Source organism: Paracoccus sp. KR1-242, from assembly GCF_049446195.1.
Lineage (GTDB): Bacteria > Pseudomonadota > Alphaproteobacteria > Rhodobacterales > Rhodobacteraceae > Paracoccus > Paracoccus broussonetiae.
This window is the reverse complement of record NZ_JBMSED010000001.1, coordinates 372470-389166: the sequence shown is the minus strand read 5'-3', so window position 1 is coordinate 389166 and position 16697 is coordinate 372470. Positions and strand designations below refer to the sequence as shown.

Below are 16697 nucleotides of genomic sequence, written 5' to 3'. Positions count from 1 at the left end.
CGCAATCTTGGATCACAGGGCGGACAGCGCCTCGACGATCTTGTCCCCCATCTGCGAGGTCGAAACCGGCGTGCCGCCTTCGGGGCCCATCAGGTCGGCGGTGCGGACGCCGTCGGCCAGAACCTTCTCGACCGCCTTTTCCAGCAGGTCGGCTTCAGCGCCAAGGTCATAGCTGTAGCGCAGCGCCATCGCGAAGCTCAGGATGCAGGCGATGGGGTTCGCCTTGCCCTGACCGGTGATGTCGGGGGCCGAACCGTGCACCGGCTCGTACATCGCGCGCGGGCGACCATTGGCCATCGGCGCGCCAAGGCTGGCCGAGGGCAGCATACCGAGCGAGCCGGTCAGCATCGCCGCCGCATCCGACAGGATGTCGCCGAACAGGTTGTCCGTCACGATGACGTCGAACTGGCTCGGGCGGCGGACAAGCTGCATGGCGCCGTTATCGGCATACATGTGGGACAGCTCGACCTCGGGATACTCGTTGTCGTGGACCCATTGCACTTCCTCGCGCCACAGAATGCCCGATTCCATGACGTTGGCCTTTTCCATCGAGCAGACGCGGTTGTCGCGTTTCTTGGCCAGTTCGAAGGCCGCGCGCGCGACGCGGCGAATCTCGCCCGAGGTATAGCGCTGGGTGTTGATGCCGACGCGGCCGCCTTCGTTCTGCGGGTTGTTGTCATCGGAGTGGATGCCCCGCGGCTCGCCGAAATAGACGCCCGAGGTCAGCTCACGCACGATCAGGATATCGAGACCGGCAACCACCTCGCGCTTGAGCGAGCTGAAGTCGGCCAGCGCGTCGAAGCACTGCGCCGGGCGCAGGTTCGCGAACAGGTCCATTTCCTTGCGCAGGCGCAGAAGGCCGCGCTCGGGCTTCACCGAGAAGTCGAGATTGTCATAGGCCGGGCCGCCCACGGCGCCCAGAAGCACCGCGTCGACTTCCAGCGCCTTGGCCATGGTTTCATCCGCCAGGGGCTTGCCATGCTTGTCATAGGCAGCGCCGCCCACCAGGTCTTCGCTGACGTCAAAGGCGATGCCCTTGTTCGTCTGGAACCAGTCGATGACCTTGCGCACCTCGGTCATGACTTCGGGACCGATGCCGTCGCCGGGCAGGATCAGCAGGGAATGGGTGGTCATCGCAGGGGCATCCTCTCGTGCTACTCGCGCTTTGGAAATCCGCGTAACGGCGCGGCCCGGCCCCGTCAAGTTCACGGCGAATTGGGTTGCACGCCAGCGGGGCTTGGGGCCGGATGGGCGGGCAATCGGAAAGAAGGGGCAACCCATGAAACCAATCACGGCTACGGCCGGGGCGCTTGCCGTCATGGCCGGCGTGACCTTGGCCGGCATGGCCATGGCAGACGGAGGCGTCAAGGTGCAGCTTCCCGACATCTCGGGGCTTGACCAGCAACAGGCGACCAAGCTGATCGCAGATCTGGCTAATGTGAACGTGATCACGTCGAACTGTCCGGGATATGAGATCAGCAATGGCGAATGGACACTGGTCACGGGGACCGGCGACCTGCTGGCGGCCAAGCTGGGGCTGGATGCGACGGCCTATGACAGCAAGTATTATGGCCCCGCCTTCAAGCTGCTTGATGACCCCCAGGCCTGCGACCGCATCGGCCCGACCGCAAAGCCGCTGATCCAGCAGCTTGTCGACATGGGCGGCGGCACCACTCCCCTGACCGAGACCAAGTGACCGGGCGCGGGCCGCCGGATGCGCTTGCCCGCGGCCCCCGACGGCCCTAGCTTGCCCGCATGACCGCAGATCCGACCTACAGGGGATTCGCGCTGGACGCGGAAACGGCGCTGGCACTCTTGCAGTGGCAGGCCGAGCTTGGCGTGGACGAACCCTGTCTGGATGCCGCGGTCGACCGCTATGCCCTGCCTGACCGGGTCGAGACCGCCGCTGCCGCCCCCGCCGCGGCGCGTCCCGCCCCCGCCCCTCGGTCGGATGTGGGCGCAGATCATGCGGCTTTGGCCGAACGACTGGCCGGAAGCGCGACAACGCTGGCGGAACTGGCGGCGGCGCAGGAATCCTTCGAGCCCATCGAATTGCGCAAGGGTGCGCGCAATTTCTGCTTCGCGGACGGGCGCGCCGGGGCGCGCGTCATGGTCATCGGCGAGGCACCGGGCGAGGAAGAGGACATGCAGGGCCGCCCCTTCGTCGGGCGCGCCGGACAGTTGCTTGACCGCATGTTCGCAGCCATCGGGCTTGCGCGCGACGCGGTCGATGCGGAACGCGGGCTTTACATCACCAATGTCCTGCCCTGGCGGCCGCCGGGCAACCGTCGGCCCGAACCCGCCGAGATTGCGCTGATGCTGCCCTTCCTGCGCCGTCATGTCGAACTGGCGCAGCCGGAAATGCTGGTGCTGATGGGAAACACGCCCTGCATCGCGGGGCTGAACCGGCAAGGCATCCTGAAGCTGCGCGGCCAGTGGGTCGAGGCCTTTGGCCTGCCCGCGCTGCCGATGACCCATCCCGCCTATCTGCTGCGCACGCCGCTGGCCAAGCGCGAGGCCTGGGCCGACCTGCTGTCGGTCGCGGCGCGGCTGGACGGAACCGCCTAGCTTCCGACCCGGTCGCAGCCCAGGAACTCCGTCGCCTCGTCCGGACCGATCAGGGTCAGCAGCAGGCGGGCGGGATCGATCGCAAAGGGCTTGCCGCTTTCCGAGACGAAATCGGCCTGCGCGCTCAGCACTCCGTCCTCGCTGGCAAGCTCGGGCTGGGATACCCAGACCGGATCGCCGGGCAATTCCATCGCCACCTCGGGGGCGTCATGGCCGGCGAACAGCGCGGTGACGCGCATCCCGTCGGCAATCTCCTCGATGCGGCATTGCGCGCGATCCGTGGCAAGGCCCGGTACCTCGGCCAAAGCCGCCTCGATTACCGGATCCTGATCGTCGGCGGGCGCGGGCGCGGTCAGCGAAACTTGTGCCGGTACGCAGATCTGGTCGCAAATCCCGAAATCGACCACGGCGCGCAGTTCGACGGGTCTGGCCGGATCCTGCGGGGCGATCTCGATCGGCAGGACCAGACTGTCGTGATAGCCGAAGGTCCGTTCGCCGCCGGATTCGATTGTCTCGGGCCGAGGCCAATGCATCTCGACCTCGCCCAGATTCTGCGAACCGGTCCAGTCGAACTGCGGGGGTACGCCCGCATCGCCGGGGCTGCGCCAATAGGTCTTCCAGCCCGGCTCAAGCTCGATCCGAAGCGCCGTCATGCGATGGCCCTCGGGCGTGGTCCAGCCCGGCATCAACTCTGCCGATACCAGGCCCGGCGGGGTTGCGGCCGTGGCCCCGTCCCAGGCGGGGGTGGACTGCGCCAGTCCTTCCTGGGCGACGGCTGGCAGCGACGACAGCAATATAAGGGCAACTGATTTCATGCCATATTCTTAGGCGGCGACAGGTGCCGGCGTGAAGTCACATTAGCGGCAGTCACATGGTCAACCCTTGCGCAAATGCCGCCGAGTACCGATCTTTGAAGCAAATGCGAGGGAGCAGCACTTGGACACATCCTCCAACCTCACCGGCAAGATCCTGATTGCCATGCCCGGAATGCGCGATCCGCGATTCGAGCATTCGGTCATTCTCGTCTGCGCCCATTCCGAGGACGGGGCCATGGGTCTGCTGGTCAACCGCCCCATGCCCGAAGTCGACTTTTCGGACCTGCTGGCGCAATTGGGCATCGATGCGGGCATCGATGCGGTCAATCTGCCTGTGCGTTTCGGCGGTCCGGTCGAGCCGGGGCGCGGTTTCGTCCTGCATCACGTCGCGGGCGAAAGCGATCTGGACGATACGCGGATGCGGATCGGCGAGGATCTGGCGATGACGACGACGCGCAACATCCTTGAAGACTACGCCCATGGTCACGGACCGCAGCCCGCCTTTCTGGCGCTTGGCTATGCCGGTTGGGGTCCGGGTCAGCTTGATTCCGAGATCCTTGCGAATGGCTGGCTGACCACCGAACGGCTGGACGACCTGATCTTTGGCCAGGACAATGCCGGAAAGTGGCGTGCCGCGCTTGGCGGCATGGGCATCGACCCGCTGGCGCTGTCGCCCAGCGCGGGCCGTGCCTGATCGCAGGCGCCTGCGCCGCAGCTAGCGCGGCGCGGCAGCCCTGTTCAGACGATCGTTGATGGCGGCGCCCAGCCCGGTTTCGGGGACCGGCGCGACGGCGATCGGGCGCGCCATGGCATCGGCGCGGTGCATCACGTCGAAAAGCCGTGCCGCCGCCTCGGTCAGGTCGCCCGTGGCGCTGAGGGTCAACTCGCCCGGAATGGGGCCGAAACCGATCATCACCTCGCCATCTTCGGCAGCCAGCGCGTTCAGCCGCATCTGCGCCCTCGGGGCGTAATGGCTGGTCAGCTGGCCGGGAGAGGACGGCGCACCGGGGTCCAGCGCAGGGCGCAGCAACCTTTGCCCCAGCACCGCCTCGATCGCCTCGGCCGCGACGCCGCCGGGGCGCAGCAGCGCGGGCTCGCCCCCGCTCCACCCGACGATCGTCGATTCGACGCCGACCGGACATGCGCCTGCGTCAAGGACCGCCGGAATGCGTCCGCCCAGCCCGTTTTCGGGATCCGTCACATGAGCCGCCGTGGTCGCGGTGATCCGCCCCGAGGGATTCGCCGAGGGTGCGGCCAGCGGCCCGCCAAAGGCCGACAGCAGCGCATGCGCCACCGGATGCGCCGGCACGCGGATCGCGACCGTGTCCAGCCCCGCCGTCACCAGCGACGCGATCCCCGCATCTTGACGTAACGGAAGGACAAGGGTCAGCGCCCCCGGCCAGAAGGCATCGGCGAGGTGACGCGCCTGCGCGTCAAGCACCGCAAATCGCTCTGCCGCCGCACGATCGGGCAGGTGCACGATCAGCGGGTTGAAACTGGGTCTGCCCTTCGCCTGATAAATTCCGGCCACCGCCCGTGGGTTACGGGCATCGCCCGCCAGACCGTAGACGGTCTCGGTCGGGATCGCGACGACCTCGCCCCTGGAGAGCAGGTCGCAGGCAGCGGCGATTCCTTCTTGGTCCGGGGAAAGAAGTCGGGTGTGCATCTTGTTACGTCGGGTTGTGGTTGCTGGCCTTGTCGGCGGCACTCATGATCGGCTCAAGGGATCAATTATGCGCCTCGGCGGCATTTGCCAAGGCGCGGAGGAAAGAGGCTCATGGCATATACCGCTCCCGTCGAGCAGATCGCATTCATCCTGAACAAGGTGGTCGGACTGCCTGAAGTGGCCACGACCGAGCAGTTCGCGGAAGCCACGCCGGAAACCGTCGATGCCATCCTGACCGAGGCGGGCCGTCTGGCCACCGAGGTCATCGCCCCTGTGAACCGGCAGGGCGACCTGAGCCCCGCCCGGCTTGAAAACGGCGCCTTGCGCTCGAGCCCCGGTTTTGCCGAGGCATTCCGGGCCCTGGCCGAAGGCGGCTGGATCGGGCTTGCCTCCAGCCAGGATCATGGCGGTATGGGCCTGCCCCAGGCGCTGAACATGGCGGTGAACGAGATGGTCGCCTCGGCCTGTCTTGCGCTGCAACTGAACCCGCTACTGACCCAGGGCCAGATCGAGGCGCTGGAGCATCATGGCAGCGACGAGCTGAAGGCCCTTTACCTGCCCAAACTGAACTCGGGCGAATGGTCCGGCACCATGAACCTGACCGAGCCGCAGGCCGGGTCGGACGTGGGCGCGCTGACCACGCGCGCAGAACGCGCCGACGACGGTACCTATCGCATCACCGGCCAGAAGATCTTCATCACCTGGGGCGATAGCGACGTCACCTCGAACGTCTGCCATCTGGTACTGGCGCGCCTGCCGGATGGCGGGGCGGGCACCCGCGGGATCAGCCTGTTCATGGTCCCGAAACTCATCCCCGACGATAACGGCGATCCCGGCACGCCGAACGACCTGCGCGTCGTCAGCCTTGAACACAAGCTGGGCATCCACGGCAGCCCCACCTGCGTCATGAGCTTCGAGGGCGCCAAGGGCTGGATCGTCGGGGCCGAGCACAAGGGCATGGCCGCGATGTTCACGATGATGAACTGCGCCCGCCTTGGCGTCGGTGTCCAGGGTGTCGCCCAGGGCGAGGCCGCGTTGCAGCAGGCCGCCGCCTATGCGGCCGAGCGCATGCAGATGGGCCCGATCATCCGCCATCCCGATGTCCGCCGGATGCTGGCCGGTGCCCGCGCCGAGGTCTTTGCCGCGCGCGCCATCTGCCTGGCCTGCGCGGTCGCCATCGATATGGCCCGCGCGACCGGAAGCCAGGACTGGGCCGCGCGCGCCGCCTTCCTGACCCCCATCGCCAAGGCCTATGGCACCGATGTCGGCACCCGCGTCGCCGATACCGCGGTGCAGGTCCATGGCGGCATGGGCTATATCGAGGAAACGGGCATCGCCCAGTATCTGCGCGACGTGCGCATCACCTCGATCTACGAAGGTACGAACGGCATCCAGGCGATGGACCTTGTCGGACGCAAGCTTGCCGATGGCGGCAACGCGGCGATGTCGCTGCTGGACGAGATCCTGGATGGCGCCAAGGCCGCGCAGGCCACCCAGCCCGAGCTTGCCCATCAGGTCTGGCAATCCGCCGAAAGCCTGCGCGAGGCGACTCAGGAGCTGCTGGACCGCGATCTGGCCGAACGGTTCTCGGGCGCGGTGCCCTATCTTTCCGCCTTTGCCCGCGTGCTGGGTGCCTATTACCACATGCTGGCCGCGACCAGGGGCGGCAGCGTCACGCTGGCGCGGGTGCATGTCACGCGCATCCTGCCGCAATTCGCCGCCGATCTTGCCGCCGCTCGTGCCGGGCTTGCCGATCTCGAGGCGCTTGACGACGCGGTTTTCCTTGGGCACATGGCCGTGTGATCCACAACCTGACGCATATCCAGCCCGCCGAGGGCGAAGCGCTTGAAATCGCGCCGGGGGTTCTGTGGATGCAGATGCCCCTGCCCTTCAAGCCGGATTTCGTCAATGTCTATGCCCTGCGCGACGATGACGGCTGGACCGTCATCGACACCGGGATCGACACGCGCCGCGGGCGCGCGATCTGGCAGCACCTGTTTCAGGGGCCGCTGGCTGGCGCGCCCGTCACGCGGCTGATCGCCACCCACCACCACCTGGACCATATGGGCCTTGCAGGCTGGTTCCAGTCGCAAGGGGCCGAGCTGTGGACCTCGCGCACGGCCTGGCTGATGGCGCGGATGAGCATTCTGGACGTCCAGGAGCGCCCGACGCCTCAGGCCATCGCCTTCTGGAAAAGCTCCGGTATGCCGCCCGAGATGATCGCCGAGCGGGCCGAGGAACGCCCCTTCAACATGGCCGATGCCAGCGCGCCCCTGCCGCCCGGCTTCCGCCGCCTGATCGAAGGGCAGGAGATCACCTTTGGCAACCGCCGCTGGATCATCCGCATGGGCGAAGGCCACGCGCCCGAACATGTGACCCTGTGGGCGCAGGACGACGATCTGGTGATCGGGGGGGACCAGCTTCTGGCCTCGATCTCGCCCAATCTCGGGGTCTATCCGACCGAGCCAGAGGCGGACACGGTCGGCGGCTGGATCGAATCCTGCCAGCGCCTGATGCCCCATGCCCGCCCTGAACAACTGGTACTGCCGGGCCACAAGCTGCCCTATCGCGGCCTGCCGACCCGCCTGCGGCAACTGGTCGAGAATCAGAACGCCGCGCTGGATCGGCTGGTCTCTGGCCTGACCGAAGGGCCGCGCACGATCGTCGGTTGTTTCGACCTGCTTTACCGCCGCGCCATCGGAAAACCTGAATTCGGCCTGGCCCTGGCCGAGGCCGTCGGCCACATCAACCACCTGCGCGCCACCGGCCGGGTGTGGCCCAGAGGCAAGACCGCCGAGGGTGCCACCCTTTGGGGGGCGTGACAGGCCACCGGCTTTACGCTATCCCTTGGCCGACATTTCGAACGAGGGGGAACAGATGGCGTCGCACCACGAGATCACCGAACACAAACACGGTGAAATGGACATCAGCGCACACCAGGCGACCTTTGCGGGCTTCATCAAGGCCGCAACTTGGGTTTGCGGCCTGTCGATTGCCGTGCTGGTCTTCATGGCGCTGACCAACGCCTGACCCCCTGCTTTCCCGGAGAATTAAGATGCAACGGCGTGCCTTTCTTGCGCTGACGCTGCCTGCTGTCCTTGCAGCTTGTGGCGCCGACAATATCATGGCCAGCGATGAAGAGGTGCGGCGGGCACGCTATGTCTCGGACGAGCCGCCCTCAATCACGCTGCTGACCGTGATCGGCATCCCCAAGGGCGAAGGCGGGCATTCCGCGCTGATGATCAATGGCAGCCAGCGCGTCATCTTCGACCCGGCCGGCAGCTGGAGCCATCCCGCGATTCCCGAACGGCATGACGTGCTTTACGGGATCACCCCGAACTTCAAGAACTTCTACATCGATTACCACGCGCGCGAGACCTATTGGGTGGCCGAGGACACCGTCCCGGTCTCGCTTGCGGTGGCCGATGCCGCGATCCGTTCGGCCGAAGCGCAGGGCGCGACCAACAAAAGCTTCTGCGCCGTCGCCACCAGCCAGGTCCTGCGCCGCGTGCCGGGTTTCGAAGGCGCACCGGGCGGATTTGCGCCCTTGAAGCTGCGCAACTGGTTCCTGACGCTGCCGGGCGTGACCTCGAAAAAGCACATGGACGGCGACCCGGACAACAACCACAACGTGCTTCTGCGGCAAAAGAATGGCGTTGTCGTCGGCTATGGCGCCGACGGCCATCTTCACGCCCAGAGGTAAAGCATCCCGAACAGCGTCACCATCCCCGCAACAATCGCCAGAAGCATGTTGCGGGTGATGATGCCGGTTCCCAGCGTCACCGCCGCGGCGGTCAGGCGCGCGGGATCAGGCTGTCCGCCGGTCGCGGCGGGCCAGGCGACCAAGGGCGCGGCGATGGCGGGAAGCACCGCCACTGCAGTATAGCGCAGCGCCCGCGCCGCCCATTCCGGGATCGCCCGCCTGCCGATCACGCCCAGGAATGACCAGCGGATCAGATAGGTGCCCAGTCCCAGCGCCAGAATGACAAACCAGACCTTCAGATCGAAACCGGTCATGCCGCGCCCTCTGCTTTCTTGCGTTCAAGATGTCGTTCGACCAATGCCCCCGTCGCCATCGCCAGGGGTGCGGCCAGCAGGATCCCCAGCCCCGAGGGCAGGGCGCTGAAGACCAGCGTCGCCACGATCGAGACGCCGGCCGCCGCCAGATGCGCGGGCGTGCGCAGCATCGGGGCCACCATCGCCAGGAAGGTGATCGGCAGCGCGAAATCCAGTGCCCAGCTTTCGGGAATCGCGCGCCCCAGCCTGAACCCCAGTGCACTGGCGAAAACCCATGGGATGCAGCAGCACAGCGCGGTGCCGAAGAAATAGGCCAGCCTCTGATCCAGCCGCAGCTTTGGATGGGCCTCGAACTGCTGGATCGACAGGGCATAGGTCTGGTCGATCAGCAAATAGGCCAGAAGCGCCCTTTGCCGCGGTTTCGCGTCACCCAGCCAGGGCACCAGCGAGGCCGAATACATTGCCAGCCTCAGATTCACCGCCAAGGCGGACAGAATGACGATCACCGTCGGCGCATGGTCGCTGAGAAGCTGGACGGCAGTGAATTGCGACGCGCCCGCAAGCACCAGGACCGAGAAGCCAAGCACCTGCCCCATGTGCAGACCCGACTCGGCCGCCAGCACGCCGAACAGCAGGCCAAAGGGCAGCAGCACCAGCAGGAAGGGCAGTGCCTGGATCGCACCATGCGTCACGCACTGCGCCGCACCGCGTGCCAGAACCCGGCGCTGTTCCGGCGTCAGGGCAGGTTCAGCCTCGGGCGCGGGCACCGGGGAGCTTTTGGAAGAGGTCATGGTGGATTTGGCTTCGACTTGCGCTATGGGTGGCCGGCAGATTGACCAAAGCCGGCGACCGGCGCAAGGGTGGGCAGGATTTGAACGCGATCGGAAGCCCCGCATTCTTCGTCCATCGCGGCGTGCCCTGCCACCTGCAGGGTGCGGCCGCCCGTCTTTACTGGCGCGGCTTCGGGCATGCGCTGCAATTCCTGCCGACCCCGGCGCGCGCTGGCGCGGCACTTGTCACCGCGACAATGAACGGGGAACGCGCGCTGATCGCGCTGTCAGACGGTGGCAATCTGGTCGGGATCGCAGGGTTGCGCGGTGCTGCCGGCGGGTTCCTGACCCCCGGCATCGGCGATTTCCGCGCGACCTTCGGACCCGTGCGCGGGCTTCTGCGCTATCTGTCCAGCCACCTGCATCGCGGAGGGGCGGAAACCCGCGACCTGATCCTGGACGGCGTCGCCGTTCGTCCTCCCTGGCGCGAGCGCGGCATCGCCCGCGCCCTGGTCCTGGCCGCGATGGACGAAGCAAGACGTCTTGGCCATCCCGCCCTGCGCGTCGAGGTCGAGGCCCGCAACATCGCTGCCCTTGCGACATGGACGGCGCTTGGCTTTCAGCCGCTGGATCGCCAGAACCTCGGCTGGCCCTGGCGTGCACGGGCGCATGTGTTGCGGCTGCCGGTTTAGTCGTCCCGCCCGGTTTCGGACCGCGTCACCCCGCCGCCCAGCATCCCGGTGGCCTGCGCCAGCAGCAGAAAGGCCCGGCCTGAACGGACCTGTGCCAGCACGGCCAACAGATCGCTGTCATCGCGCTGAACACGCTGCCCCAGAAGCCGGTCGAAATGGCGCAGGAAATGATGGGCGACATCGCGGAACACCTCGTCCCCGCGCAGCATCGCGGCAGCGGTATCTAGCGCGGCAGTGTCGTCGATGACCGCAAGATCGGCCACCTCCTCGCCCCGCAGCCCCTGCGCAAAACGGCGCCACAGGTCGGGATCGGTCTCGGGGATCAGCAGATCGTCCATATAGACGCCCTGCCCGGCCAGCAGCGTGACGACGTCCTGCGCCGCGCGGAGCAGCCGCGCCAGCACGGGATCGGCAAGCGCCAGATGCAGGCAGCGAATCGCCTCGCGGTCGTCGGGGCCGTCGGGAAAGTTCAGCGCCAGCGCAAGTTCGGCCGAGGTCAGCTCTGGCGCGTCCCTGGCGCCAAGCTCCAGCCCGGCCAGTTGCGGTTCGGCCGAGGGGGCGGGCGCGGAGGGGCGTCGCCGCGGCACCGGCGCGACGGGGCGCGGGGCGGGGCGTGCCAGATCGGGGCGTGGCAGTTCGGCCGGCACGGCGGGTTCGGGCACGGGCTGCATCTGTGCCAGCGCCGCGCGCAGATCCTCGGCCTCATTGCGCAGTCGCGCCAGGGCGCGGGCGGACCAGACGGCGAACCAGATCAGCGCAAGCGGCAGCAGGGTGCCGGTCAGCCACAGCATCCAGTTGGTGCCCGCATCATCACCGGGCGCGGCATGGTGTGCGGGTGCAATCCATGCCAGCACCAGCACCACGGCCAGCCACAGAACGCTGGCCACCGCCCCGACCAGAAGCGGCCGGTCGGGGCCGGGATTGCCGGCCCGCCGCAGGGCGTCGAGCGCGGTCACGCGCCCCACCCCCGCTTAGATGTAGCGGATCGAGATGATCTCATAGGACTTGCCGCCACCGGGCGCGACGACTTCGACGCTGTCGCCCTCATCCTTGCCGATCAGCGCGCGCGCAAGCGGCGAGCGCAGGTTCAGGAGGCCGCGCTCCAGATCCGCCTCGGCCTCGCCCACGATCTGGAAGGTGCGCTCCTCTTCGCTGTCCTCGTCCAGAAGCGTCACCGTCGCGCCGAACTTGACGCTGCCGGACAGCTTCGAGGTGTCGATGACCTCGGCGCGCGAGATCAGGCCCTCAAGCTCCTTGATGCGCCCTTCCACGAAGCTCTGCTTCTCGCGCGCGGCATGGTATTCGGCGTTTTCCGACAGGTCGCCGTGTTCGCGCGCCTCTGCGATGGCGCGGATGACCGCCGGGCGCTGGACCCCGCGCAGTTCGCGCAATTCCGCGTCCAACTGGTCAAAGCCCGCGCGGGTCATTGGTATCTTTTCCATTCCGGTCCTTCCGGCCGCTGCGCGGCGGCACAAATCTGCGCGAAACAAGGTGTTGGAACGCCCCCGGCCATGGGCCGAGGGCGTCCAGCGATTTCGCCGCATCGTGGCGCGATTGTTTCATCGTTTCAAGCCCCGGCACAAGCAATCCGCGATCCTTTGCCCAGAACCGTCGGCGCCCCCTTGCACGTCCGGCCCGCCGGGGTCGGGCTTCTCGTCGCGTTAGCATTGCCCGATGGCAGGTTAGACGCTAGGTCTGGCCCCGATACGAAGAGCCAGGATGCTAGGGGGGCCCAGCGATGAGCGATACCGTCCGCGAGGCGATGGAATATGACGTTGTGATCGTTGGCGGTGGGCCTGCGGGTCTTTCTGCGGCGATCCGTCTGAAGCAGGTGAACCCCGAACTGTCGGTGGTGCTGCTGGAGAAGGGGTCCGAGATCGGTGCGCATATCCTGTCTGGGGCGGTGCTGGACACGGCGGGCCTCGACCGGCTGATCCCGGACTGGAAGGCCAAGGGCGCCCCGGTCGAGACCGAGGTGACCTCGGACAATTTCTATGTTCTGGGCGAAGGCGGGCAGGTCCGCGTCCCGAACTGGCCGATGCCGCCCTTGATGTCGAACCACGGCAAGTACATCGTCAGCATGGGCAATGTCTGCCGCTGGCTGGCCGAGCAGGCCGAGGCGCTGGAGGTCGAGATCTTTCCGGGCATGGCCTGTTCGCAGCTGGTCCGCGACGGCGACCGTGTCGTCGGCGTGGTGGCTGGCGAGATGGGGCTGAACCCCGACGGCACCCCCGGCCCGCAATACGAGCCGGGGATGGAACTGCGCGGCAAATACGTGCTGATCGCCGAGGGCGTGCGCGGCTCGCTCGCCAAGGAGCTGATCGCCAGCCATCGCCTGTCGGACGGGCATGAGCCGCAGAAATTCGGCCTTGGCATGAAGGAGATCTGGGAGATCGACCCGGCCAAGGCGAAACCCGGCACCGTGACCCACACCATGGGCTGGCCCTTGGGCAAGAATGCCGGCGGCGGCAGCTTCATCTATCACCTCGAGGGCAACCAGGTGCTGGTCGGCTTCGTCGTCCACCTGAATTACCAGAACCCGCATCTGTACCCCTATATGGAGTTCCAGCGCTTCAAGCATCACCCGATGGTGGCCGAGCTGCTGGAGGGCGGCAAGCGCGTGGCTTACGGCGCGCGCGCGATCTCCGAGGGCGGCTGGCAGTCGATCCCGAAGCTGACGGTGCCCGGGGCGGCGCTGCTGGGCTGCTCGGCCGGGCTGGTGAACGTGCCGCGGATCAAGGGCAACCACAATGCCATGCTGTCGGGGATCGCGGCGGCCGAGGCGGCGGCGGCGGCGATTGCCGCGGGCCGCGAGGGCGACGAGCTGACCGACTATGAAACCGAGGTCCGCAGCGGCGCCATCGCCCGCGACCTGAAGCCGGTCAGGAACGTCAAGCCGATCTGGTCGAAGCTGGGCCTGTGGCCCAGCCTGGCGCTTGGCGGCCTTGACATGTGGGTCGCGAACCTGACCGGCTGGAACCCGCTGGGGACCTGGAAACACGGCAAGACCGACGCCGCGGCGACCGGCAAGGCCGCGGATTTCCAGCCGATCGACTATCCGAAACCGGATGGCAAGCTGAGCTTCGACCGCCTGACCAATGTCAGCTACAGCTTCACCAACCACGAGGAATCCCAGCCCTGCCACCTGCGGCTGAAGGATGCCTCGGTCCCGATCCGGGTGAACCTGCCCGAATATGCCGAGCCCGCGCAGCGCTATTGCCCGGCCGGCGTCTACGAGGTGCTGCAAGGCGAGGACGGCCCGCGCTTCCAGATCAACTTCCAGAACTGCGTCCACTGCAAGACCTGCGACATCAAGGACCCCAGCCAGAACATCGTCTGGACCACCCCGCAGGGCGGTGACGGGCCAAACTACCCGAATATGTGATCGGGGGGGAACCGGCCGAGAAAGGGGCGGCGTTGCCCATCGGCAAAGGGAAGGCTAGGGTCGCAGCGGGTATTGCCAGGAATGGGCCGAAACCGTGACGACAAGACTGCTTTCTCTGGCGCTTATCGCGCTGACCGCCACGCCGGGATTTACCGGCGCAGCCCTTGCCGCCCCCTCGCTCGCCCAGAAGGCGCCTTCGGCGCCGGGCGGGCCCGAGGACAAGGCAACCGCCAAGCCCGGCCCCGAGACGCATGGGCTGGCCGGGCCCTATCTGGCCGCGCGCCAGGCCGCGATCGCCAATGATTACCGCAGCGCCGCGGATTATTACCTGCAGGCGATGACGCAGGATGACACCGACCCCTTCCTGCAGGATTCCGCGCTGGTCGCGCTGATCTCGGCCGGAGAGATGGAGCGGGCGGGTGCGCTTGCCGTCACCATGACCGATCAGGGCCGCGCGACCGAACTGGCACGTCTGATGCAGCGCACCGAACTGGCGCGGGCCGGGCGCTGGCAGGATCTGGTCAATGCCATCGACAAGGCCCCCCCGCCCAGCACACGCGACGATGTCGACGAGGTCGCGCCGGGCGGCAACCAGCTGTTCGACAAGATGATGCGCGCCTGGGCGTTGCTGGGTGCCGGGAATGCACGCCAGGCGCTGTCCGCCTTTGAGGAAATGGGCAAGGTGCGCGGCGCGCGGCCGATGGTGAACTATCACCTCGCGCTCGCCAAGGCGGCGGTCGGCGATTATGAGGGGGCCGACAAGCTTCTGGAGGACAAGTCCGCTGGCGCGCATATCCTGGGCGTCATCGCCCGCGCGCAGGTCTTGTCCCAGCTTGAGCGCAATGCCGATGCCATCAAGATGCTGGAGGAGACCCCCGGATTCGAGGAGGAGCCGCATCTTGTCGCCCTGCGCGACCGACTGAAAAAGGGCGAGACACTGCCCTTCGACAGTGTGCGCACCCCGGCGGACGGGCTGGCGCAGGTCTATCTGACCTTTGCCAGCGTCCTTGCCAACAGCGACGAGCCCGACCCGCTGGCGTTGATTCATGCACGTCTGGCATCGTATCTTGCCCCCGACCTGGGCGAAGCGCGGCTGATCACCGCCCAGCTTCTGCAGGGCTTCGGTCAGTTCGATCTGGCCGAGCAGGAATTCGACGCGCTGCGCGAACTGGGCGACATGCGGCCGATCGCGGAATTGTCGCGGATCGACGCGCTGACCCGCGCCGACCGTCTGGACGATGCCGAAAAGGCGGCCCTGTCCTTGACCGCCGCGCATCCCGAACTGGCGCAGGGCTGGATCGCCCTTGGCGACCTGCTGCGCCAGCAGGACAAGTTCGCGCAGGCGATCCCCGCCTATGACAAGGCCCTGTCGCTGATCGGCACCAAGGCGGGCGAGGCGCGCTGGTTCCCGCTTTATGCGCGTGGCATCGCGCTGGAACGTTCGGGCCAGTTTCCCAAGGCCGAGGCGGATTTCCGCGCCGCGCTGAAGCTGCGCCCGGATTCCGCGCAAGTGCTGAATTATCTGGGCTACAGCCTTGTCGACCGTGGCGAGAAGCTGGACGAGGCGCTGAACCTGATCAAGCGCGCAGTCGAGCTGCGTCCGGATGACGGCTATATCCTCGATTCGCTGGCCTGGGCCTATTACCGGATGGGTCGCTATGACGAGGCGGTCGCCCCGATGGAAAAGGCCGTCTCGGCGATGGCCGGGGATTCGCTGGTCAATGACCACATGGGCGACATCTACTGGATGGCAGGCCGCCACCGCGAAGCCGAGATCCAGTGGCAGCGCGCCCTGTCGCTGAAGCCCGAGCAAGAAAGCGAAGCACAGCGCATCCACGCCAAGCTGGATCGCGGGCTGGACAAGGTTCTTGCCGAGGAAAAGGCGAATGGCGGCAAGCTTCCCGCCCCCCGCGCCACCCAGACCCCGGCCGATTCGACCAAGAACTGACATGACCCTGCCCCGGCGCGAGCTTGCGCCCGCGAAACTGAACCTGACGCTGCACGTGACCGGACGGCGGGACGATGGCTATCACCTGCTCGATTCCCTCGTGGTGTTTCTGGACGTGGGTGATGTCGTGACGGTCGCGCCGGGGCCGCTATCTTTGCGACTGACCGGCCCCTTTGCCGGGGCACTGGCCGACGATCCCCAGAACCTGTGCCTGCGCGCGGCCCGGATGGCCGGACGCGAAGCGGTCATCACGCTGGAAAAGAACCTGCCCGTCGCCTCGGGCATCGGGGGCGGCTCGGCCGATGCGGCGGCGGTGCTGCGCGCGCTGGACGCCCGCCCCCCCGGAACCGAGATGCTGGGCGCGGATGTTCCGGTATGCCTTGCGGGCCGGCCGATGCGGATGCAGGGGCTGGGAGAGATCCTGACCCCGCTGCCGCCCCTGCCCCAACTGCATGTGGTGCTGGTGAACCCGCTTTGCGGGCTGTCGACGCCGGCGGTCTTTGCGGCGCTGGACTGCCGCGTGAACCCACCGATGCCCCAGGTTCTTCCTGATTTCCCCGATGCCGCGACCCTGATCGCGTTCCTGACCGACTGCCGCAATGACCTGCAGCCCGCGGCGATCCGGCTGCTGCCCGTGATCGCGGACTGCCTGGCCGCGCTGCAGGACGCGGGCGCCGCGCTAGCCCGTATGTCGGGATCGGGCGCCACCTGTTTCGGCCTGTTCCCGGATGCACGGACAGCCGAGGATGCGCGCCGCGCGATCGCTGCGGATCATCCGGACTGGTGGGTGGCCGCATCCGGACTCGCGCAAGATCGCGGGACGCTTTAGAACCGGG

Annotated in this window: 18 protein-coding genes; 11 read left to right on the top strand and 7 right to left on the bottom strand. The window is 67.2% G+C overall.

What is annotated here, in order from left to right:
- Positions 1 to 12 precede the first annotated feature (12 nt).
- The gene (gene leuB, locus ACO2Q4_RS01905; RefSeq protein WP_395134977.1) at positions 13 to 1134 is read right to left on the bottom strand and encodes a 3-isopropylmalate dehydrogenase; all 1122 of its coding nucleotides are present in this window, start codon (positions 1132 to 1134) and stop codon (positions 13 to 15) included.
- A 145-nt stretch (positions 1135 to 1279) separates the two neighbouring features.
- Here leuB and ACO2Q4_RS01900 point away from each other — a divergent pair, with 145 nt between their 5' ends.
- Both ACO2Q4_RS01900 and ACO2Q4_RS01895 read left to right on the top strand, forming a co-directional pair.
- Complete coding sequence (locus tag ACO2Q4_RS01900; protein ID WP_311760678.1) at positions 1280 to 1696, top strand: hypothetical protein; 417 nt, start codon at positions 1280 to 1282, stop codon at positions 1694 to 1696.
- Positions 1697 to 1755: 59 nt separating this feature from the next.
- Positions 1756 to 2568 carry a uracil-DNA glycosylase gene (locus ACO2Q4_RS01895; RefSeq protein ID WP_423316955.1) on the top strand — a complete coding sequence of 271 codons (813 nt, stop codon included), beginning with the start codon at positions 1756 to 1758 and terminating at the stop codon, positions 2566 to 2568.
- Here ACO2Q4_RS01895 and ACO2Q4_RS01890 read toward each other — a convergent pair.
- A complete protein-coding gene (locus tag ACO2Q4_RS01890; RefSeq protein ID WP_395134979.1) occupies positions 2565 to 3383 on the bottom strand; it encodes a protein-disulfide reductase DsbD domain-containing protein in 819 nt (272 codons plus the stop codon). The genes ACO2Q4_RS01895 and ACO2Q4_RS01890 overlap by 4 nt on opposite strands.
- Before the next feature lie 121 nt (positions 3384 to 3504).
- Between ACO2Q4_RS01890 and ACO2Q4_RS01885 the strand changes: the two genes are divergently transcribed.
- Positions 3505 to 4077, top strand: a complete 573-nt coding sequence (locus ACO2Q4_RS01885) for a YqgE/AlgH family protein (RefSeq protein WP_311760681.1) — start codon at positions 3505 to 3507, stop codon at positions 4075 to 4077.
- Between the two features lie 21 nt (positions 4078 to 4098).
- Here the strand turns inward: ACO2Q4_RS01885 and ACO2Q4_RS01880 are convergent, their stop codons facing one another.
- Entirely contained in the window at positions 4099 to 5049 is a 951-nt protein-coding gene (locus tag ACO2Q4_RS01880; protein ID WP_423316952.1) for an L-threonylcarbamoyladenylate synthase, read from the bottom strand.
- 111 nt (positions 5050 to 5160) lie between these two features.
- Here ACO2Q4_RS01880 and ACO2Q4_RS01875 point away from each other — a divergent pair, with 111 nt between their 5' ends.
- Genes ACO2Q4_RS01875 through ACO2Q4_RS01860 form a run of 4 tightly spaced genes read left to right on the top strand, consistent with a single transcriptional unit; the run spans position 5161 to position 8752 of the window.
- Positions 5161 to 6852: an acyl-CoA dehydrogenase family protein gene (locus ACO2Q4_RS01875; RefSeq protein WP_423316950.1), complete on the top strand. Its 1692-nt coding sequence runs from the start codon at positions 5161 to 5163 to the stop codon at positions 6850 to 6852.
- Positions 6849 to 7871 (top strand): MBL fold metallo-hydrolase, encoded by a 1023-nt coding sequence (locus ACO2Q4_RS01870; protein WP_423316948.1) that lies wholly within the window; start codon positions 6849 to 6851, stop codon positions 7869 to 7871. The genes ACO2Q4_RS01875 and ACO2Q4_RS01870 overlap by 4 nt, the downstream gene beginning before the upstream one ends.
- A 55-nt stretch (positions 7872 to 7926) precedes the next feature.
- Positions 7927 to 8079 carry an aa3-type cytochrome c oxidase subunit IV gene (locus tag ACO2Q4_RS01865; protein WP_395134983.1) on the top strand — a complete coding sequence of 51 codons (153 nt, stop codon included), beginning with the start codon at positions 7927 to 7929 and terminating at the stop codon, positions 8077 to 8079.
- A gap of 25 nt (positions 8080 to 8104) precedes the next feature.
- Positions 8105 to 8752 (top strand): hypothetical protein, encoded by a 648-nt coding sequence (locus ACO2Q4_RS01860; protein WP_311760686.1) that lies wholly within the window; start codon positions 8105 to 8107, stop codon positions 8750 to 8752.
- On the opposite strand, the gene ACO2Q4_RS01855 is transcribed toward ACO2Q4_RS01860, so the two are convergent.
- Both ACO2Q4_RS01855 and ACO2Q4_RS01850 read right to left on the bottom strand, forming a co-directional pair.
- A complete protein-coding gene (locus ACO2Q4_RS01855; RefSeq protein WP_395134984.1) occupies positions 8737 to 9066 on the bottom strand; it encodes an AzlD domain-containing protein in 330 nt (109 codons plus the stop codon). The genes ACO2Q4_RS01860 and ACO2Q4_RS01855 overlap by 16 nt on opposite strands.
- Positions 9063 to 9857 (bottom strand): AzlC family ABC transporter permease, encoded by a 795-nt coding sequence (locus ACO2Q4_RS01850; protein WP_423316943.1) that lies wholly within the window; start codon positions 9855 to 9857, stop codon positions 9063 to 9065. The genes ACO2Q4_RS01855 and ACO2Q4_RS01850 overlap by 4 nt, the downstream gene beginning before the upstream one ends.
- Positions 9858 to 9898: 41 nt before the next feature.
- Between ACO2Q4_RS01850 and ACO2Q4_RS01845 the strand changes: the two genes are divergently transcribed.
- Complete coding sequence (locus tag ACO2Q4_RS01845) at positions 9899 to 10528, top strand: GNAT family N-acetyltransferase (protein WP_423316940.1); 630 nt, start codon at positions 9899 to 9901, stop codon at positions 10526 to 10528.
- On the opposite strand, the gene ACO2Q4_RS01840 is transcribed toward ACO2Q4_RS01845, so the two are convergent.
- Both ACO2Q4_RS01840 and greA read right to left on the bottom strand, forming a co-directional pair.
- Positions 10525 to 11484 carry a hypothetical protein gene (locus ACO2Q4_RS01840; RefSeq protein WP_423316936.1) on the bottom strand — a complete coding sequence of 320 codons (960 nt, stop codon included), beginning with the start codon at positions 11482 to 11484 and terminating at the stop codon, positions 10525 to 10527. The genes ACO2Q4_RS01845 and ACO2Q4_RS01840 overlap by 4 nt on opposite strands.
- Positions 11485 to 11499: 15 nt before the next feature.
- Positions 11500 to 11970 (bottom strand): transcription elongation factor GreA, encoded by a 471-nt coding sequence (greA, locus tag ACO2Q4_RS01835; protein WP_311760691.1) that lies wholly within the window; start codon positions 11968 to 11970, stop codon positions 11500 to 11502.
- Between the two features lie 296 nt (positions 11971 to 12266).
- Here greA and ACO2Q4_RS01830 point away from each other — a divergent pair, with 296 nt between their 5' ends.
- The 3 genes from ACO2Q4_RS01830 (at position 12267) to ACO2Q4_RS01820 (ending at position 16690) form a co-directional block, all read left to right on the top strand.
- Positions 12267 to 13913 carry an electron transfer flavoprotein-ubiquinone oxidoreductase gene (locus ACO2Q4_RS01830; RefSeq protein WP_423316929.1) on the top strand — a complete coding sequence of 549 codons (1647 nt, stop codon included), beginning with the start codon at positions 12267 to 12269 and terminating at the stop codon, positions 13911 to 13913.
- 94 nt (positions 13914 to 14007) lie between these two features.
- On the top strand, positions 14008 to 15861 hold the full coding sequence (locus tag ACO2Q4_RS01825; RefSeq protein WP_395135690.1) for a tetratricopeptide repeat protein: 1854 nt from the start codon (positions 14008 to 14010) through the stop codon (positions 15859 to 15861).
- A 1-nt stretch (position 15862) separates the two neighbouring features.
- Entirely contained in the window at positions 15863 to 16690 is an 828-nt protein-coding gene (locus tag ACO2Q4_RS01820) for a 4-(cytidine 5'-diphospho)-2-C-methyl-D-erythritol kinase (protein WP_423316924.1), read from the top strand.
- Positions 16691 to 16697 lie beyond the last annotated feature (7 nt).